17 protein-coding genes are annotated in these 18,223 nt (G+C 66.5%); 7 read left to right on the top strand and 10 right to left on the bottom strand.

Features of this window, described 5'->3' with window-relative positions:
- From DIE04_RS28895 to DIE04_RS28880, 4 genes are all read right to left on the bottom strand, one after another.
- A partial coding sequence (locus DIE04_RS28895; protein WP_148091655.1) for a branched-chain amino acid ABC transporter permease occupies nucleotides 1-374 on the bottom strand: 374 nt, incomplete at its 3' end.
- A gap of 211 nt (nucleotides 375-585) precedes the next feature.
- Complete coding sequence (locus DIE04_RS28890) at nucleotides 586-1,425, bottom strand: branched-chain amino acid ABC transporter (protein WP_124523877.1); 840 nt, start codon at nucleotides 1,423-1,425, stop codon at nucleotides 586-588.
- Nucleotides 1,426-1,695: 270 nt separating this feature from the next.
- A complete protein-coding gene (gene ispH / locus DIE04_RS28885) occupies nucleotides 1,696-2,676 on the bottom strand; it encodes a 4-hydroxy-3-methylbut-2-enyl diphosphate reductase (RefSeq protein ID WP_044845600.1) in 981 nt (326 codons plus the stop codon).
- A gap of 2 nt (nucleotides 2,677-2,678) precedes the next feature.
- Nucleotides 2,679-3,134: a peptidylprolyl isomerase gene (locus DIE04_RS28880; RefSeq protein ID WP_044845599.1), complete on the bottom strand. Its 456-nt coding sequence runs from the start codon at nucleotides 3,132-3,134 to the stop codon at nucleotides 2,679-2,681.
- Nucleotides 3,135-3,269: 135 nt separating this feature from the next.
- Here DIE04_RS28880 and radC point away from each other — a divergent pair, with 135 nt between their 5' ends.
- From radC to nadB, 4 genes are all read left to right on the top strand, one after another.
- Nucleotides 3,270-4,043, top strand: a complete 774-nt coding sequence (gene radC, locus DIE04_RS28875) for a RadC family protein (RefSeq protein ID WP_124486995.1) — start codon at nucleotides 3,270-3,272, stop codon at nucleotides 4,041-4,043.
- Nucleotides 4,044-4,281: 238 nt separating this feature from the next.
- Nucleotides 4,282-4,515, top strand: a complete 234-nt coding sequence (gene rpmB, locus DIE04_RS28870; RefSeq protein ID WP_004186391.1) for a 50S ribosomal protein L28 — start codon at nucleotides 4,282-4,284, stop codon at nucleotides 4,513-4,515.
- A gap of 17 nt (nucleotides 4,516-4,532) precedes the next feature.
- The gene (rpmG, locus tag DIE04_RS28865; protein ID WP_006478046.1) at nucleotides 4,533-4,700 is read left to right on the top strand and encodes a 50S ribosomal protein L33; all 168 of its coding nucleotides are present in this window, start codon (nucleotides 4,533-4,535) and stop codon (nucleotides 4,698-4,700) included.
- A gap of 170 nt (nucleotides 4,701-4,870) precedes the next feature.
- Entirely contained in the window at nucleotides 4,871-6,457 is a 1,587-nt protein-coding gene (gene nadB, locus DIE04_RS28860) for an L-aspartate oxidase (protein WP_044845597.1), read from the top strand.
- Nucleotides 6,458-6,549: 92 nt separating this feature from the next.
- Here nadB and nadC read toward each other — a convergent pair whose 3' ends face one another.
- The 6 genes from nadC to purN form a co-directional block, all read right to left on the bottom strand.
- Nucleotides 6,550-7,431, bottom strand: coding sequence for a carboxylating nicotinate-nucleotide diphosphorylase (gene nadC, locus DIE04_RS28855; RefSeq protein ID WP_124523875.1), 882 nt, complete (start codon nucleotides 7,429-7,431; stop codon nucleotides 6,550-6,552).
- Nucleotides 7,428-8,564 (bottom strand): quinolinate synthase NadA, encoded by a 1,137-nt coding sequence (gene nadA / locus DIE04_RS28850; protein WP_044845643.1) that lies wholly within the window; start codon nucleotides 8,562-8,564, stop codon nucleotides 7,428-7,430. Before nadA ends, nadC begins: the two co-directional genes overlap by 4 nt.
- Before the next feature lie 355 nt (nucleotides 8,565-8,919).
- Nucleotides 8,920-10,116: an acyl-CoA desaturase gene (locus DIE04_RS28845; RefSeq protein WP_124523871.1), complete on the bottom strand. Its 1,197-nt coding sequence runs from the start codon at nucleotides 10,114-10,116 to the stop codon at nucleotides 8,920-8,922.
- Between the two features lie 221 nt (nucleotides 10,117-10,337).
- The gene (locus DIE04_RS28840) at nucleotides 10,338-11,720 is read right to left on the bottom strand and encodes a mechanosensitive ion channel family protein (protein WP_124523869.1); all 1,383 of its coding nucleotides are present in this window, start codon (nucleotides 11,718-11,720) and stop codon (nucleotides 10,338-10,340) included.
- 18 nt (nucleotides 11,721-11,738) lie between these two features.
- Nucleotides 11,739-13,004, bottom strand: coding sequence for an RsmB/NOP family class I SAM-dependent RNA methyltransferase (locus tag DIE04_RS28835; protein WP_044845593.1), 1,266 nt, complete (start codon nucleotides 13,002-13,004; stop codon nucleotides 11,739-11,741).
- The gene (gene purN / locus DIE04_RS28830) at nucleotides 13,001-13,663 is read right to left on the bottom strand and encodes a phosphoribosylglycinamide formyltransferase (protein WP_124486992.1); all 663 of its coding nucleotides are present in this window, start codon (nucleotides 13,661-13,663) and stop codon (nucleotides 13,001-13,003) included. The genes DIE04_RS28835 and purN overlap by 4 nt, the downstream gene beginning before the upstream one ends.
- Before the next feature lie 122 nt (nucleotides 13,664-13,785).
- Between purN and DIE04_RS28825 the strand changes: the two genes are divergently transcribed.
- From DIE04_RS28825 to lspA, 3 genes are all read left to right on the top strand, one after another.
- Nucleotides 13,786-14,778, top strand: coding sequence for a bifunctional riboflavin kinase/FAD synthetase (locus DIE04_RS28825; RefSeq protein WP_044845591.1), 993 nt, complete (start codon nucleotides 13,786-13,788; stop codon nucleotides 14,776-14,778).
- Nucleotides 14,779-14,880: 102 nt separating this feature from the next.
- Nucleotides 14,881-17,718, top strand: coding sequence for an isoleucine--tRNA ligase (ileS, locus tag DIE04_RS28820; protein WP_124523867.1), 2,838 nt, complete (start codon nucleotides 14,881-14,883; stop codon nucleotides 17,716-17,718).
- 2 nt (nucleotides 17,719-17,720) lie between these two features.
- Nucleotides 17,721-18,221 (top strand): signal peptidase II, encoded by a 501-nt coding sequence (gene lspA / locus DIE04_RS28815; RefSeq protein ID WP_124523865.1) that lies wholly within the window; start codon nucleotides 17,721-17,723, stop codon nucleotides 18,219-18,221.
- Nucleotides 18,222-18,223 lie beyond the last annotated feature (2 nt).

The raw sequence follows: 18,223 nt of genomic DNA, 5'->3' as shown, positions 1-18,223 counted from the left end.
CGCGACCAGATGATCATCGCGGCCGTCTGCAGCAGGATCGACACGCCGATCGCGGTGATCAGCGGCGCGAGACGCGGTGCGCGGCGCAGCGGCCGGTACGCGACCCGCTCGATCGTGTAGCCCACGCACGCGCAGACGACGGCGGCGATGCCAAGGCCGATCGTCAGCGTCGCGACGTTGCCGAGTCCGGGAAAGTGGTTCTGCAGCACGGTGATCGCCGACAGGGCGACCATCGCGCCGATCATCAGCACGTCGCCGTGCGCGAAGTTGATGATGCCGAGAATGCCGTACACCATCGTGTAACCCAACGCGATGATGGCGTACACACTGCCGAGCACCAGCCCGTTGAGGATCTGCTGGACGAAAATATCCATTTAAAGCTCCTTGGCCCATGCTGCCGGAGGACGTTGCGCCCCGCGGGTAAGCGAGGAATCGCGCCTTCTCGGCGACACTGCGGGTACTAGTCGATACCGGTAAGGGTGGATCGCCCCGGCGCGCGCCGCCCGGCCTGTACGGCCGGACCTGCCGCCGGAACGGATACAGAAACGACACCGCACTGTTCCGGTGCCATCATGAGTCCCGTCGCTAAATCGTCACGACATCGAGGACGGTGTACTTGGCCTCCTTGAAGTCGTAGGGCAGCGTGCCGCAACGGCCGGTGTCCGGTTGCCCGAACGCCATGCCTTTTTCCGTCCGGGCCGGGGCGAACCCCGTGTCCGGGCAGATCAGGTTCCGCGCCGCGTCGCCCGCGGGCTCGACCACCTTGACGGCGCACATGCCGATGTCGCCAAGGGTTTGCGCTCCGATGCCGGACGCCGTCGCCTGCGGTGCAAGCGGGCCGTCCGCCGCCGCCCGCGCGGCGCCCGAACCGGCATCGCGAAGGTGGCGCCCGACTTTCGTCAGGACTGCGTCGGAATCCGTGAAACGAAGCAGACCGCCCGCCGCGACGCGATGGGTCGCGGCGACACGCTGTTTCGTCGAATCGAAATGAAAGGGAATCAGTGACATCTGCACGTCGCCTGCGTTGCCCCGAAACCCGGGCGCCCGCCGTGCGGCGCGCCCTGCTGCTGCCGCATCATGGCCGGCGGCTCGTTGTCGGGCAATCAGCTTGCCCGTCGCCCGGTCGATGGCAGCGCCGCCGGCGCGTGCTGCCCGCCGTGCCGAATGCATGCCGATCTTCGGGCCCTGCGCGTTGAATTCCTCGATCGCCAAACGTGCCCCGTTGTCCTTGTCACTGTCCGATTGCGCAATGCGGCACACCGACCGCGCCGCACGACCGGGTCCGGCAGCGCGCACGTCGCTGGCCGCCGGTACTGCGGGTGCCGCAGTCTCCCTGCCCGCCTCGTCGTCGCTCTTTTTGCTACAGCCGGCAAGCATTGCAACCGGTGCGGCGACGGACATGGCGTCAGCCAACTTCACATGCATCGAGTAGGTCTCCCGCGCCTTGCCAAAACCCGATTTCAAAGCCATTCCGGCCTGAAAACGGGCGCATTGTAACTCCATTTATAGGCCGCCAATAATCCTGATTCGATGGGGTTTTCCTGCATTGCAACCAATTTTGAGAAGCGGCTACGCGCAGCGATAGCAACCGGGTTGCACCATTGCTGTGAACAATGGTTGCATCTCGTTTTCGCGACGCAAAAAAAAGCGCGCCGGGAGGCGCGCTTCGGGGGTATCGCAGGTGCGATGCGGCAATCAGGCGGCGGGCGGCAGGTTGAGCCCGCGCGGCAGCGGAAACGACACGTTTTCCTCGATGCCGTCGAGGGCGCGGACATTGCGCACGCCGAGCTCGCGCAGCCGCGCGATCACGGCCTGGGCGAGCACTTCCGGCGCCGATGCGCCGGCCGTCACGCCGATGCGGCGCTTGCCCGCGACCCAGGCCGGATCGATCTGGTCGGGTGCGTCGACCATGTACGCGGCCACGCCGCGCTTCTCGGCCACTTCGCGCAGGCGGCTCGAATTCGAGCTGTTCGGGCTGCCGACGACGATCACGACGTCGCACTGCGGCGCCATGAACTTCACCGCATCCTGGCGGTTCTGCGTCGCGTAGCAGATGTCCTGCTTCTTCGGCTCGCGGATCTTCGGATACTTCGCCTTCAGCGCGCCGATAATCTCGGCCGCGTCGTCGACGGACAGCGTCGTCTGCGTGACGAGCGCGATGCGCTCGGGATCGGCGAGTGCGAGCTTCTGCACGTCCTCGACGCTTTCGACGAGATGCATGCCGCGCTCGACCTGCCCCATCGTGCCTTCGACTTCCGGGTGGCCCTTGTGGCCGATCATCACGATGTCGACGCCGTCCTGGCGCATCTTCGCCACTTCGACGTGCACCTTCGTGACGAGCGGGCAGGTTGCGTCGTAAATACGCAACCCGCGCACGTCCGCCTCGTCGCGCACGGCCTTCGACACGCCGTGCGCGCTGAAGATCACGGTGTTGCCGGCCGGCACTTCCTCGAGTTCCTCGACGAAGATCGCGCCTTTCTTCTTCAGATCCTCGACCACGTACTTGTTGTGGACGATCTCGTGACGGACGTAGATCGGCGCACCGTGCATCGCGATCGCGCGCTCGACGATCTCGATTGCGCGATCGACCCCGGCGCAGAAGCCGCGCGGCTGGGCCAGCAGGATTTCGGCATCGGCGGCGACGGTCTGCCCGGACAGCGTATCGGTGGTGCTCATGATTACAGGATTCCGATGATTTTCACTTCGAACGTGAGCGCTTGGCCCGCGAGCGGATGATTGAAGTCGAACAGCGCCGAGGTTTCGCTGACTTCCTTCAGCACCCCTGCATAGCGGCCGCCGTCCGGCGCGTTGAATTCGATCAGCTCGCCCGGCGTGAAATCGTCGCCGACCATCCCGTTCTCGCGCAGCGTCGACAGCGTCACGCGCTGGAGCATGTCGGGATTGCGGGGACCGAACCCCTGCTCGGGCGTTAGCTGAAAAGTCGAATGGTCACCGACCCTGAGCCCGAGCAGAATCTGTTCCAGCGAGGGCGCCAGTTGCCCGGCGCCGAGCAGCAGCGTGGCGGGCTTGTCGGAGAAGGTGTTGACGATATCGGCGCCGTCGGCCAGTGCCAGCCGGTAATGCAGCGTGACATGGGAACCGGGCTTCACTTCGGATAGATCGATGATGCTCATGAATGACTCGTGTTCGTCGGCGCCCGAACTGGCCGAAAGGCCCGGCGCAAAACCAATATTGTAAGTCACCTGAGCGCGCAAGGCTGAAAGTGCGACGACGTCGCGCACACGGCCGCCGCCAATGGAGTTTCGATCATGCCGTCATCCTCTCTCGCCGTCGTGCCGGCCGAATGCCGCGACACCGCCGACCCACCGGCCGCTGCGCCGGGCCGCGTCGTCCCGATCCACCTGCGCAAGCGCCGCCCGGCCGACTGGCGCCCCGAGCGGCCGCGCGAACGGCTGCTGGAGCGCGGGCCCGCCGCGCTGACCGACGACGAGCTGATCGCGCTGCTGCTCGGCACGGGCAAGCCCGGGCATGATGTGTTCGTCACCGCCCGCGCGCTGGTCAGGCAGTTCGGCACGTTGCGCGGCCTGCTCGAGGCGACCTCCGGCGACTTCGAGATGCACCCCGGCATCGGTCCCGCGCGCTCCGCACGGCTCGTCGCGGTCACCGAGATCGCGCGGCGCATGCTGGAGGAGAAGGCGCACGCGCGCCTGCAGATCGATTCGCCCGGCGCCGTCGAGGATTGCCTGCGGCTGAAGATCGGCTCGCGCCCGCACGAAGTATTCATTGCGGTGTACCTCGACGCCCGCAACGGCCTGATCGACATGGAGGAAATCACGCGCGGCTCGCTGACGCGCATGGCCGTCTATCCGCGCGAGGTCGTGCGCCGCGCGCTGCAGCAGAACGCCGCAGCGCTGATCGTCGCGCACAATCATCCGTCGGGCGCGGTCCAGCCGAGCGCGGAGGACCGCCGCCTGACGCGGGTGCTGAAAGACGCGCTCGAACTCGTCGACGTGCGGCTGCTCGATCACGTCGTCGTCGGCACCAGCGATACATTTTCGTTCGCGCGCGCCGGTTGGCTGTAGACTGTGGCCCGGCGACCCGCCCCACGGGCGCCGCAACGACGATGCGAAATTGGGTTTGATTTTTCTGAACTTTTTCTGCTAGAATCGTCGTCTGTCTTTTTTCCAACCAGTTCTAGCCATCGAAGGGCCTTGTCTTTACAGGCTTCGGCGTTCTGAGTGCAGCCATGGATCACGTGGCAGTACGATGGAACCTTCATCGGCGATCGAACCCCGAATTTAGCGTATTAGGAGTGCTCTCATGGCACGCGTATGCCAAGTAACTGGGAAAGCGCCGATGAGCGGCAACAACGTTTCCCACGCCAACAACAAGACGAAGCGCCGCTTCCTGCCGAACCTGCAAAACCGCCGGTTCTGGGTGGAGAGCGAAAACCGCTGGGTGCGCCTGCGCGTCTCGAACGCCGGCCTGCGCCTGATCGACAAGAACGGCATCGATTCCGTGCTCGCTGACCTGCGCGCACGCGGCGAAGCCTAAGCCCAAGGAGCACAATCATGGCAAAAGGCGCACGCGACAAGATCAAGCTTGAGTCGACCGCTGGTACGGGTCACTTCTACACGACCACGAAGAACAAGCGCAACATGCCGGAAAAGATGGCGATCAAGAAGTTCGATCCCGTCGTCCGCAAGCATGTGGAATACAAAGAAACCAAGATCAAGTAATCTCCGGTTTCTGCCAGCCTGACGGCGACCGAAAAGCCCCGCACATGCGGGGCTTTTTGTTTTGCGCGGTTTCGCGCGCACGCTCGGGCCCGACGCGGTATGCTCTCCCCTTTCCGCGGCCAAGGTCGACGGAACGCACAAGATCTAAAGCGTAACGATGGAGATGCAGCATGAAATTCGACGTGGCGATCGTCGGCAGCGGCCTGGCAGGGCTGTCGGTCGCACTCAACCTGGCCAGCACGCGACGTGTCGCGCTGATCGCGAAACGTTCGATGATGGAGGGGGCAAGCGATAACGCGCAAGGCGGCATCGCGGCCGTCCTCGATTCGGCGGACAGCATCGAGAACCACGTCGACGACACGCTGGTCGCCGGCGGCGGGCTGTGCGACGAAGGCGCGACGCGCTACATCGTCGAGCATGGCCGCGAAGCGATCGAATGGCTGATCTCCCAGGGCGTGCCGTTCACGAAGGACGATGCGGCCGAACTTGGTTTCCACCTGACGCGCGAAGGCGGCCACAGCCACCGCCGAATCATCCACGCGGCCGACGCGACCGGCCATGCGGTGCTCGCGACGCTGTCCGACCGCGCACGCCAGCATCCGAACATCACGTTCTTCGAAAACCACCATGCGATCGACCTGATCACGTCGGACCGGCTCGGGCTGCCCGGGCGCCGCTGTCACGGGCTGTATGCGCTCGACGTCGACAACGACCGCACGATCACGATCGAGGCGCCGCACACGGTGCTCGCGACCGGCGGCGCCGGCAAGGTCTACCTGTACACGACGAACCCCGACACCGCGACCGGCGACGGCATCGCGATGGCGTGGCGCGCGGGCTGCCGCGTGTCGAACATGGAATTCATCCAGTTCCACCCGACCTGCCTGTTCCATCCGTATGCGAAGTCGTTCCTGATTTCGGAGGCCGTGCGCGGCGAAGGCGGCCTGCTCAAGCTACCGGACGGCACGCGCTTCATGCCCGCACACGATCCGCGCGCGGAACTCGCGCCGCGCGACATCGTCGCGCGCGCGATCGACTTCGAGATCAAGAAGCGCGGGATCGACTGCGTGTATCTCGACATCAGCCACCAGCCGGAAGCGTTCCTGCGCGAGCACTTCCCGACGATCCATGCGCGCTGCCTCGAATTCGGCATCGACATCGCGAAGCAGCCGATTCCGGTCGTGCCGGCCGCGCACTACACGTGCGGCGGCGTCGTCACCGATCTCGCGGGGCGCACCGATCTCGCGGGCCTGTATGCGGTCGGCGAGACGTCGTACACGGGGCTGCACGGCGCGAACCGGCTCGCGAGCAATTCGCTGCTCGAATGCCTCGTGATCGGCCGCGCGGCGGCCGAGGCGATCGAAGCGGCCGGCTTCGACGCTGCAACGCCGGCCAAGCTGCCCGCATGGGACGAAAGCCGCGTGTCGGATGCGGACGAGGAAGTCGTCGTCGCGCACAACTGGGACGAACTGCGCCGGCTGATGTGGAACTATGTCGGCATCGTGCGCACCGACAAGCGTCTCGAGCGCGCGAAGCACCGCTTGTCGCTGCTGCGCGACGAGATCCACGAGTACTACGCGAACTTCCGCGTGACGCGCGACCTGCTCGAGCTGCGCAATCTCGTCGACGTCGCGACGCTGATCGTGAAGAGCGCGTACTCGCGCCGGGAAAGCCGTGGGCTGCACTACAGCCGCGACTGGCCGCACACGCTGCCGAAGGCGCTGCCGAGCGTGCTCACGCCCCGCTCGCGCCGCTGACCGGTACGCCCTTCCCGGCTGCCGCCGCACAAAAAAAGCCGCTGGCGTCATGCGCGCCAGCGGCTTTTTTCGTCAGACGGTATGTCGCGCGGTCAGTCGACGATCCGCATCGAGTAGTCGGTCGCGCGCACGTCCTTCGTCAGCGCGCCGATCGAGATACGGTCGACGCCCGTCTCCGCGAACGTGCGCACCGTATCGAAATTGACGCCGCCCGACACTTCGAGCACGGCCTTGCCGGACGCGATGCGCACTGCCTCGCGCATCATGTCGAGCGTGAAGTTGTCGAGCAGCACCGACTGCGCGCCATGCGCGAGCGCCGTGTCGAGCTGCGCGAGCGTCTCGACTTCGACTTGCACCGGCACGCCCGATTCGAGCGCGAACGCCGCATCGAGCGCTTCGCCGACACCGCCGGCAGCCGCGATATGGTTTTCCTTGATCAGGATGCCGTCGTACAGCGCCAGACGCTGGTTCTCGCCGCCGCCGACCCGCACCGCGTACTTCTGCGCGAGCCGCAGGCCCGGCAGCGTCTTGCGCGTATCGAGGATCTTCGTGCGCGTGCCTTCGACGCGATCGACGTAACGACGCGTCGCGCTCGCGACGCCCGACAGCAGCTGCAGGAAGTTCAGTCCGTTGCGCTCGGCCGTCAACAGCGCGCGCGCCGGCCCTTCGAGTTCGCAGACGGTCGAATCCGGCGCCATCCGGTCGCCTTCGCGATAGCGCCACTGCACGACGATCGACGGATCGATTCGCGCGATGACGGCCTCGAACCACGGCACGCCGCACAACACGGCTTCCTCGCGCACGATGATGCGCGCACGGCGCCGCTCGCCGGCCGGCACGAGCCGCCCGGTCTGGTCGCCGGTGCCGACGTCTTCGGCGATCGCATCGGCGACGTTGCGCGCGATCGCTTCGTCGAACGCCGCGCCGTATTGTGCGCGGACGGCTTCGAACAGCGGAGAGACTGCGCCGGTCATGCAGCCCCCACGTTCGCGAACAGTTGCTGATCGCGCTGCAGATCGCCGCTCGCTTGCACGCGCTTCTTGTGCGCCGCGGCGAAATCGAGCATCCGGTCGATCGGCAGACGCGCGCGCGCGCCGATCGCCGGATCGACGAAGATCTCGTTGTGACCGCGCTCGAGCACGTCGGCGAGGTTCGCGAGGCCGTTCATCGCCATCCACGGGCAATGCGCGCAGCTCTTGCAGGTCGCGCTGTTGCCGGCCGTGGGCGCGGCGATGAAGGTCTTGCCGGGCGCCGCGAGCTGCATCTTGTGCAGGATGCCGAGGTCGGTCGCGACGATGAAGTGCGTCGCGTCGAGCTTCACGGCGGCATCGATCAGCTGCGTCGTCGAGCCGACGACGTCCGCCTGCGCGACGACGTTTTCCGGCGACTCCGGATGCACGAGCACCTTCGCGTCCGGATATTCGGCACGCAGCAGGTCGAGCTCAATGCCCTTGAATTCGTCGTGGACGAGGCACGAACCCTGCCACAGCAGCATGTCCGCGCCGGTTTTCTTCTGGATGTAGCTGCCGAGATGGCGATCCGGTGCCCAGATGATCTTCTCGCCCCGCGCGTGCAGGTCCGCGACGATTTCGAGGCCGATCGACGACGTGACCATCCAGTCCGCGCGGGCCTTCACGGCGGCGCTGGTGTTCGCGTAGACGACGACGGTGCGGTCGGGATGCGCATCGCAGAACGCGGAGAATTCGTCGACCGGGCAACCAAGATCGAGCGAGCAGGTCGCGTCGAGATCGGGCATCAGTACGCGTTTGCCGGGGCTCAGGATCTTCGCGGTTTCGCCCATGAAGCGTACGCCGGCGACGACGAGCGTCTGCGCGTCGTGGTCGCGGCCGAAACGGGCCATTTCGAGCGAATCGGCGACGCAGCCGCCGGTTTCGTCCGCCAGTTCCTGCAGCTCGGCATCCACGTAGTAGTGAGCGACGAGCACGGCCTTTTCACGTGCGAGCAGCGCCTTGATGCGCGCCTTCAGTGCGGCGCGTTCTTCGGCAGACGGCGCCTCGGGCACTTTGGCCCACGCCTGGCCTACCCCACAGACGGTTCCCGCCGAGACCGGCCGGTCGTACTCGACGGGTTTGATCGTCGATTGCATCTCCATATCTCCTGTCGACCCGAGTTAGCGCTTTAGCGCTTACTCGGGTCCCATGCTTCGCGGTCGACCCGAGTTAGCGCTTTAGCGCTTACTCGGGTCCCATGCTTCGCGGTCGGCCAGAGTTAGCGCTTTAGCGCTTACTCGGCCCCATGCTTCGCGGTCGGCCCGAGTTGGCACTTTAGCGCTTTTGCTCCAGCGCCATCCCTGCGCTCGCTCCGGGGCGCCACGTCAGCGCTGCCCCGAGCCTCATACGAATTCCGGCGCTTCCGGTCGCCCTTCGAAAACCGGCCGCCCAAATGAAAAAACCCCGCCAACGCGGGGTTTGTGACGTCCTGAGATTCTAATCGATTTCGAATCAGGCGTAGCGACGCAGGCGCGTCGCGAATTCCTGCAGCGCCTTGATGCCGCTTTGTTCCGCGCGATGGCACCAATCCTGCAATTGCGCGAGCAGCTGTTCGCGCGAAGCGGTCGAGCGATCCCAGATCGCGGCCAGATCCTGGCGCAGCTGGAAGTACGTGTGCAGCTTCTGGCTGTTCGCGAAGATCTCCGGCAGCAGCTTCTTCTGCGGTTCGTCGAGGCCGTCGGCGTCCTTGTGGAACCACTTGCGCGCGCCGCGCATCAGCTGGTACTTCTCGCTCGAACCGAGTTCCTTCAGGTGCGCGAGCTCCTGGCGATAGGCACGCTTCACGGCCTTGCCGTAGCGCGCCATCACTTCGTAGCGGTTCGACAGCACGGCCTGCAGCGTTTCCTGGTCGAGCACCGTCTTCGGCTTGTTCAGGCGCGGCGTCGGTGCAACCTTCTTCACCTTCGCGAGACCGAATGCCGACATGATGCGGATGTACATCCAGCCGATGTCGAACTCGTACCACTTGTTCGACAGCTTCGCCGACGTCGCGAACGTGTGGTGGTTGTTGTGCAGCTCTTCGCCGCCGATCACGATGCCCCACGGGAACAGGTTCGTGCTCGCATCGGCCGAGTTGAAGTTGCGGTAGCCCCAGAAATGGCCGAAGCCGTTCACGACACCCGCGGCCCAGAACGGAATCCAGACCATCTGCACGGCCCACACGGTCAGGCCGAGCACGCCGAACAGCGCGACGTCGATCACCATCATCAGGCTCACGCCAAGGATCGGGTACTTCGAGTACACGTTGCGCTCGATCCAGTCATTCGGCGTGCCGTGGCTGAACTTGCGCATCGTTTCTTCGTTCTTCGCTTCCGCGCGATACAGCTCGGCGCCTTCGAGGAACACCTTCCAGATGCCGCGCGTCTGCGGGCTGTGCGGATCTTCCTCGGTTTCGCACTTCGCGTGGTGCTTGCGATGGATCGCGGCCCACTGGCCCGTCAGCATGCCGGTCGTCATCCACAGCCAGGCGCGGAAGAAGTGACTCGCGATCGGGTGCAGCTCCAGCGCGCGGTGCGCCTGGCAGCGATGCAGGTAGACCGTCACGCCGATGATCGTGACGTGCGTGACGGCAAGCGCGAACAGCGCGACCTGCCACCACGAAAAGCGCAGGAGCCCGTGGGAAAGAAAATCGAGCAGGGAATTCAACAAGGCAGTTACCTGTGGTGAGAGCGATGCCGGCGCAGGCCGACGTCATAAAAATGAAAGCATACCGCGTGTAGACCGGAATTTTACTTCAACCGTTCCAAGTCTTTGTAAAAAATGAATATTCTCTTGTCTTGACGCAACGCAAACAGTCCATCGGCGGACCGGGAAAGGCGCGCGATCCGGTTCTGGCCGCGGGCCCGCCCGATTCGCGCCGTCGGCCGCATCTACGCGGCCGACGCCCGCCCGTCCACCGATCGGCCATCGGCCACGGGCATGCCCTCGGCGATCACGCCGGTCGCTGCGAACCCCTCCGGCAAACCGACCACGCGCACTTCGCGCTGCGGGAACGGAATCGAGATCCCGTGCTCGCCGAACAGCCGCCAGATGTTGCGGTTCACCGACGAACGCACGCCCGACGTGCCCTTCGCCGCATCCTCGATCCAGAAGCCGAGCTCCAGGTCGATCCCGTCCGCGCCGAAGCCGACCAGATACGGCGTCGGCGCCGGCTCAGCGAGCACGCGCGGCACGCCCTTCGCGGCTTCCGCGAGCACCGCGAGCGCCTGCTCGACGTCGCTGGTATAAGCAATCTGCACGGCGACCTTCGCGTAGCCGCGCGTCAGGTACGACGACTGGTTCTGCACGACGTCGGTGATCAGCTTCTCGTTCGGGATCAGCGTCTCGTTGCCGTCGAGGCCGCGCACGACCGTATAGCGCGTGCGGATCTGCGTGACGACGCCCTGGAGCCCGCCGACGCTGATCGCGTCGCCGAGCCGCAGCGAACGGTCGAGCAGGATGATGAAGCCCGACACGTAGTTGCTGGCGATCTTCTGCAGCCCGAAGCCGAGGCCGACACCGACCGCGCCGCCGAACACGCCGAGCACCGTCACGTCGATGCCGACGAGCGACAGCCCGATCAGGATCGCCGCGAACACGAGCAGCGCGCGGCCGATCCGCGACATCACGACCTTCAGGTTCGCGTCGAGCGTGGTGGCGCGCGCGAGGCGCTCCTCGAGCACCGAGCCGAGCCACATCGCGACCATCAGCGTCACGCACACCCATAGCGCGCCGGAGATCACCGACAGCAGCGTGAGGTGCGCATTCGCGACGCGGAACTGCACGCTGTCGAGCCACGCGATCACGTCGCGTTGGATCCCGAGCACCGTCAGCACCATCGCCGCCCACACGATCACCGACACGATCTTCTCGACGATCGACAGCCACGCATGCGTGTGGCCGTCGCGGGCGAACACGCGCCGCGCGAAGAAGAACAGCACGTAGATCAGCCCGATGCCGAACAGCGGCACGAGCGCGAGCGACAGCAGCGACGTCGACATGAACGGGTCGAACCCGAGCTGCGCGGCCAGCACGAACAACCCGCCGAACAGCGGGAACAGCGCGCGCTTCAGGCTCTGCGCCCCGGCGCCCGGCATCCGGCCGGTGGCGCGCCGGCGCGCGTCGATGCGGCCGTGCACGACGCGCGCGGCCACCCATGCGAAACACAGCGCGCCGACGAGGATCGCCGCCTGCCAGATCATCACCGGCTGGTTGAAGTCGCGGATCACCGACGCGAGCCGGTGCGACAGCAGGCGGTTCTGCAGATTCTCCATCGTCCGTGCGCCCCGCCGTTACTGCGCGGCGCGCCGTTCCAGCACCGCGGCGAAGAAGCCGTCGGTCGCATGGCGGTGCGGCCACAGCGACAGGTAGTCGCCGGTCTCGAGTTCGATGCGCTGGTCGGCCAGCACCTTCTGTGCGGGCACCAGCACGAAGTCCGGATGGTCGGCGAGGAACTGCTCGACGATCGCCTCGTTTTCCGCGTCGAGCACGCTGCAGGTCGCGTACACGAGCCGGCCGCCCTTCTTCACGAGACGCGCGGCGCTCGCGAGGATCGACGCCTGCTTCGGCGTGAGTTCCTCGATCGACGTCCGCGTCTGGCGCCACTTGAGGTCGGGGTTGCGGCGCAGCGTGCCGAGGCCGCTGCACGGCGCATCGACCAGCACGCGGTCGATCTTGCCCGCGAGCCGCTTGATCTTCGCGTCGTGCTCGCTGTCGATCAGCACCGGGTTCACGTTCGACAGCCCGCTGCGCGCGAGGCGCGGCTTCAGCTTCGTGAGGCGCTTTTCCGACACGTCGAACGCATAAAGGCGCCCGGTCGAGCGCATCATCGCGCCGAGCGCGAGCGTCTTGCCGCCGGCGCCCGCGCAGAAATCGACGACCATCTCGCCGCGGCGCGGCGCGACCAGCGAGCACAGCAGCTGGCTGCCTTCGTCCTGCACCTCGATCTGGCCTTCCTCGAACAGCTTCAGACGCGTGAGCGCCGGCTTGCCGACGACGCGCACGCCTTGCGGCGCGAACGGCGTCTCGCCCGCGTCGATGCCGTTCGCGCGCAGCGCGTCGATCACCTGGTCGCGCGTCGCCTTCTGCGCGTTGGCGCGCAGGTCGAGCGGCGCCGGGTAGTTCAGCGCGGCGGCGAGCTGCGCGAGTTCCTCCGCGTCGAAACGGGCGGACAGCGCCTGGTAGATCCAGTCGGGCAGGTTGGTGCGCACGCGCACCGGCAGGCTCGCCGGATCGATCTTCGACACGTGCTCGAGCCACGCGGCCTCGGTGTCCGACACGAACGGCTTCAGCGCATTGCGGCCGAGCGTCTGCATCAGGCCGAGCAGCGTCAGGCGCCGCGCGGGGCTGCCCGTGCCGCTCTCGGCGAGGTGCGAGAACTCCATCTTGCGGCGCAGCACCGCGAACACCGCCTCGGCGATCACGCCGCGCTCGGCGTGGCCGAGCTTCGGGTGCGCACGGAAGAACCGGCTCGTCGTCGCGTCGGCGGGGCCGGTGAACTTCAGCACCTCGGCCAGCAAGGTCTCGGTCTGGCCAATCAGGAATCCGTGCAGCTTCATACGCCCTCGCTCGTTTCGGTATGCGGTTGATCCGCGAAAATCCAGCGCGCCTCTTCCGGCGCGACCACTGCCCTGCCGTTCTCGAGGCGCAGGCGCCCCTCGACGAACCAGCGGACCGCACGCGGATACAGCACGTGCTCGACCGTCAGCACGCGCTGCGCGAGCGCGGCCGCGTCGTCGCCCGCGCGCACGGGCACCGCGCCCTGCGCGACGATCGCACCGCTGTCGAGTTCGGGAATCACGAAATGCACGCTCGCGCCATGCAGCGCGACGCCGGCATCCAGCGCCTGCTGGTGCGTGTGGATGCCCTTGAAGCTCGGCAGCAGCGACGGGTGGATGTTCAGCAGCCGGCCTTCATATCGTCTGACGAAATCGGGCGTAAGGATGCGCATGAAGCCGGCAAGCACGACGAGATCGGGCGCGAAGCGGTCGATCTCGGCGGCGAGCGCCGCGTCGAAGCTGTCGCGGCCGTCGAACGAACGATGGTCGACCACCGCGGTCGCCACCCCGTGCGACGCGGCAAAAGCCAGGCCGGCCGCGTCGGGCCGGTTGGCGATCACGGCGGCGACCTCGGCCGGCCAGCGTTCCTGCGCGCACGCGCGGACGATGGCCTCCATGTTGCTGCCGCGACCGGAAATCAGGATCACGAGTTTTTTCATCCGCGAATTTTACCATTCGCCCCCGCGTTTCCCCCCTTCTCGGCCGCCGGGCCGCCCGAACGTTTATAATCTTCTGCTTTGCGGCATCCCACCGCCCATTCCCCGACGCTGCATCCGCTATCGTGAAAGTCTTCCGCGGCCTGCCCAACGCCGAGAGCCGCGCGCCGTGCGCGCTGACGATCGGCAACTTCGACGGTGTCCATCGCGGCCACCAGGCCCTGCTCGCGCGCGTGCGCGCGGCAGCGGACGCGCGCGGCCTGCCCGTGTGCGTGATGACCTTCGAGCCGCACCCGCGGGAATTCTTCAACCCGGCCGGCGCGCCGCCGCGCATCGCGATGCTGCGCGACAAGCTGGAAGCGCTGCGCGAGCACGGGGTCGACCGCGTCGTCGTCGAGCACTTCAACCATACGTTCGCAAGCCAGTCGCCGCAGGCGTTCGTCGAGCGCACGCTGGTGAACGGGCTGCACACGCGCTGGATGATGGTCGGCGACGATTTCTGCTACGGCGCGAAGCGCGCGGGCACCTTCGACACGCTGAAGGCGGCCGGCGAGCAGTACGGCTTCGAGGTCGAGCAGATGGGCACGGTCGCCGGCAGCGACGGCACGCGCATCTCCAGCTCGGGTGTGCGCGCCGCGCTCGCGGCGGGCGATCTCGACGCGGCCGCGCAGGCACTCGGCCACGGTTACGCGATCAGCGGCCACGTCGCGCACGGGCTGAAGCTCGGCCGCGACCTCGGCTTCCCGACCCTGAACCTGCCGATCGCGCACAAGCGGCCGGCGCTCGCGGGCATCTTCGTCGTGCAGGTGCACGGCCTGGGCCCCGCCCCGCTGCCGGGCGTCGCGAGCCTCGGGCTGCGCCCGACCGTCGACGATTCCGGCCGCGTGCTGCTCGAAGTCCACCTGCTCGACTGGCACGGCGACGCGTACGGCAAACTCATCCGCGTCGAATTCCTGAAGAAGCTGCGCGACGAGGCGAAGTTCGACGATCTCGAGGCGCTGTCGCGCGCGATCGCGCTGGACGTCGCGAATGCACGTGCGTACTTCGTCGAGCGCGACCGCGCGCCGGGCAGCCGCACGACCGGCTTCTCGACCTCGGCGACCGACCGAATTAGCTGATCCGGCCGGCGGCGCCCCGCGCCGCACCCTCGCGCCGCCGACCCGCGCGCATCCCCGATTCACGACGCACGAGCGTCCCCCGATTTAGATAGCGATCCCATCATGAGCAACAAGAAAGCCGATTCGAAACCGCAGGCCAAGTATCCGGTCAACCTGCTCGACACGCCGTTCCCGATGCGCGGCGACCTGCCCAAGCGCGAGCCGCAGTGGGTCAAGGAATGGGAAGAGCGCGGCATCTACGAGAAGATCCGCGCGGCCAGCCAGGGCCGGCCGAAGTTCATCCTGCACGACGGCCCCCCGTATGCGAACGGCGACATCCACCTCGGTCACGCGGTCAACAAGATCCTGAAGGACATCGTCGTCAAGTCGCGCAACATGGCCGGCTTCGACGCGCCGTACGTGCCGGGCTGGGATTGCCACGGGATGCCGATCGAGATCCAGATCGAGAAGCAGTTCGGCAAGTCGCTGCCGGCGGCCGAAGTGATGAGCAAGGCGCGCGCGTACGCGACCGAGCAGATCGAGAAGCAGAAGGTCGGCTTCAAGCGTCTCGGCGTGCTCGGCGACTGGGCGAACCCGTACAAGACGATGAACTTCGTCAACGAGGCGGAAGAAATCCGCGCGCTCGGCAAGATCATCGAGAAGGGCTACGTGTATCGCGGGCTGAAGCCGGTGAACTGGTGCTTCGACTGCGGCTCGGCACTCGCCGAGGCGGAAGTCGAGTACAAGGATCGCACCGACCCGACGATCGACGTGATGTTCGCGTTCGCGGAACCGGAAAAGACCGCGCAGGCGTTCGGCCTGCCGGCACTGCCGCGCGCCGAGGGCGGCATCGTGATCTGGACCACCACGCCGTGGACGATCCCCGCGAACCAGGCGCTGAACCTCCATCCGGAAATCGTCTACGCGCTGGTCGACACCGAGCGCGGGCTGCTGATCATCGCGGAAGAGCGTGTCGAAGCCTGCATGACCGACTTCAAGCTGACCGGCCGCGTCGTCGCGACCGCGCCGGGCGTGAAGCTCGCCAACCTGCGCTTTCACCACCCGCTCGCATCGGCCCACCCCGGCTACAAGCGCACCGCGCCCGTCTACCTCGGCGACTACGTGACGACCGACACCGGTACCGGCGTCGTGCACTCGTCGCCCGCCTACGGCATCGAGGACTTCCAGTCGTGCAAGGCGCACGGGATGACCGACTCGGACATCATCAACCCGGTGATGGGCGACGGCCGCTACATCGAATCGCTGCCGCTGTTCGGCGGCCTGTCGATCTGGGACGCGAACCCGAAGGTCGTCGACGCGCTGCGCGAGGCCGGCTCGCTGCTGCGCAGCGAGCACTACAAGCACAGCTACATGCACTGCTGGCGTCACAAGACGGCGATCATCTACCGTGCGACGTCGCAGTGGTTCGCCGGCATGGACGTGACGCCGCGCGACGGCGGCAAGACGCTGCGCGAAACCGCGCTCGAAGGGATCGACGCCACCGCGTTCTACCCGTCGTGGGGCAAGCAGCGCCTGTTCAGCATGATCGCGAACCGTCCCGACTGGACGCTGTCGCGCCAGCGCCAATGGGGCGTGCCGATGGCGTTCTTCGTGCACAAGGAAACCGGCGAGCTGCATCCGCGCACGCTCGAACTGCTCGAGGAAGTCGCGAAGCGTGTCGAGCAGTCGGGCATCGAGGCGTGGCAGACGCTCGATCCGCGCGAGCTGATCGGCGACGACGCGAACCTGTACGAAAAGAACCGCGACACGCTCGACGTGTGGTTCGACTCGGGCACGACGCACTGGCACGTGCTGCGCGGCTCGCACAAGGATCAGCTGCAGTTCCCGGCCGACCTGTACCTCGAAGGCTCGGACCAGCACCGCGGCTGGTTCCACTCGTCGCTCTTGACCGCATCGATGATCGACGGCCGCGCGCCGTACAAGGGCCTGCTCACGCACGGCTTCACGGTCGACGGCGAAGGCCGCAAGATGAGCAAGTCGCTCGGCAACGGCATCGACCCGCATGAAGTCGCGAACCGTCTCGGCGCGGAAATCATCCGGCTGTGGATCGCGTCGACCGACTACTCGGGCGAACTCGCGATCTCCGAGGAAATCCTGAAGCGCGTGACCGAAGGCTATCGCCGCATCCGCAACACGCTGCGCTTCCTGCTCGCGAACCTGTCGGACTTCGACTTCGCGCAGCACGCGGTGCCGGTCGACGAATGGCTCGAGATCGACCGCTACGCGGTCGCGTTCTCCGCGCAACTGCAGACGGAACTGCTCGGCCACTACGAGAAGTACGAATTCCACCCGGTCGTCGCGAAGCTGCAGACGTACTGCTCGGAAGACCTCGGCGGCTTCTACCTCGACGTGCTGAAGGACCGCCTGTACACGAGCGCGGCCGATTCGCGCGCACGCCGCTCCGCGCAGACCGCGCTGTACCACCTCACGCACGGGCTGCTGCGCGTGCTCGCGCCGTTCCTGTCGTTCACCGCGGAAGAAGCGTGGAAGGTGTTCCAGCCGGCCAGCGACACCGTGTTCACGGAAACCTACTACGCGTATCCGGAAGTCGCCGGCGCGGCCGCGCTGATCGAGAAGTGGGCGCTGCTGCGCGACGTGCGCGGCAACGTGACGAAGGCGCTCGAGGAAGCCCGCACCGCGAACCGCATCGGCTCGTCGCTGCAGGCCGAAGTGGCCGTGCATGCGAGCGGCGCGCGCTACGACGCGCTGACGAGCCTCGGCGACGACCTGAAGTTCGTGCTGATCACGTCGGCGGCAACGGTCGTGAAGGTCGACGACGAAGCGCAGGAAAGCGTCGACGTGGCCGCGTCCAAATACCAGAAGTGCGAACGCTGCTGGCACTACCGCGAGGACGTCGGCGCGCACGCCGATCATCCGACGCTGTGCGGCCGCTGCTTCTCGAACCTGTTTGAAAACGGCGAAATCCGGAGCGCTGCGTAAATATGGCGAAAACCCTGTCGAAACCGGCCAGCGGCGCGCTCGCGCCCTGGCTCGGCATTTCGCTGATCGTGATCCTGTTCGACCAGCTGTCGAAGATCGCGATCCTGAAAACGTTCGCGTACGGCGCGCAGCATGCGCTGACGTCGTTCTTCAACCTCGTGCTGGTGTACAACCGCGGCGCCGCGTTCGGCTTCCTGTCGACCGCGAGCGGCTGGCAGCGCTGGGCGTTCACCGCGCTCGGCGTCGGCGCGACGCTCGTGATCTGCTTCCTGCTGAAGCGCCACGGCCAGCAGCGGCTGTTCAGCGTGTCGCTCGCGCTGATCCTCGGCGGCGCGCTCGGCAACGTGATCGACCGGTTGATCTACGGCCACGTGATCGACTTTCTCGATTTCCACCTCGGCGACTGGCACTTCCCGGCGTTCAACCTCGCCGATTCCGCGATCACGATCGGCGCGGTGCTGTTGATCTACGACGAACTGCGTCGCGTGCGCGGCTCGCGCTGAGC

The sequence above is a fragment of the Burkholderia sp. Bp8994 genome (genome assembly GCF_003853805.1).
Lineage (GTDB): Bacteria > Pseudomonadota > Gammaproteobacteria > Burkholderiales > Burkholderiaceae > Burkholderia.
Note: the sequence above shows the minus strand (reverse complement) of the source record. Positions and strands in the feature narration are given on the sequence as shown.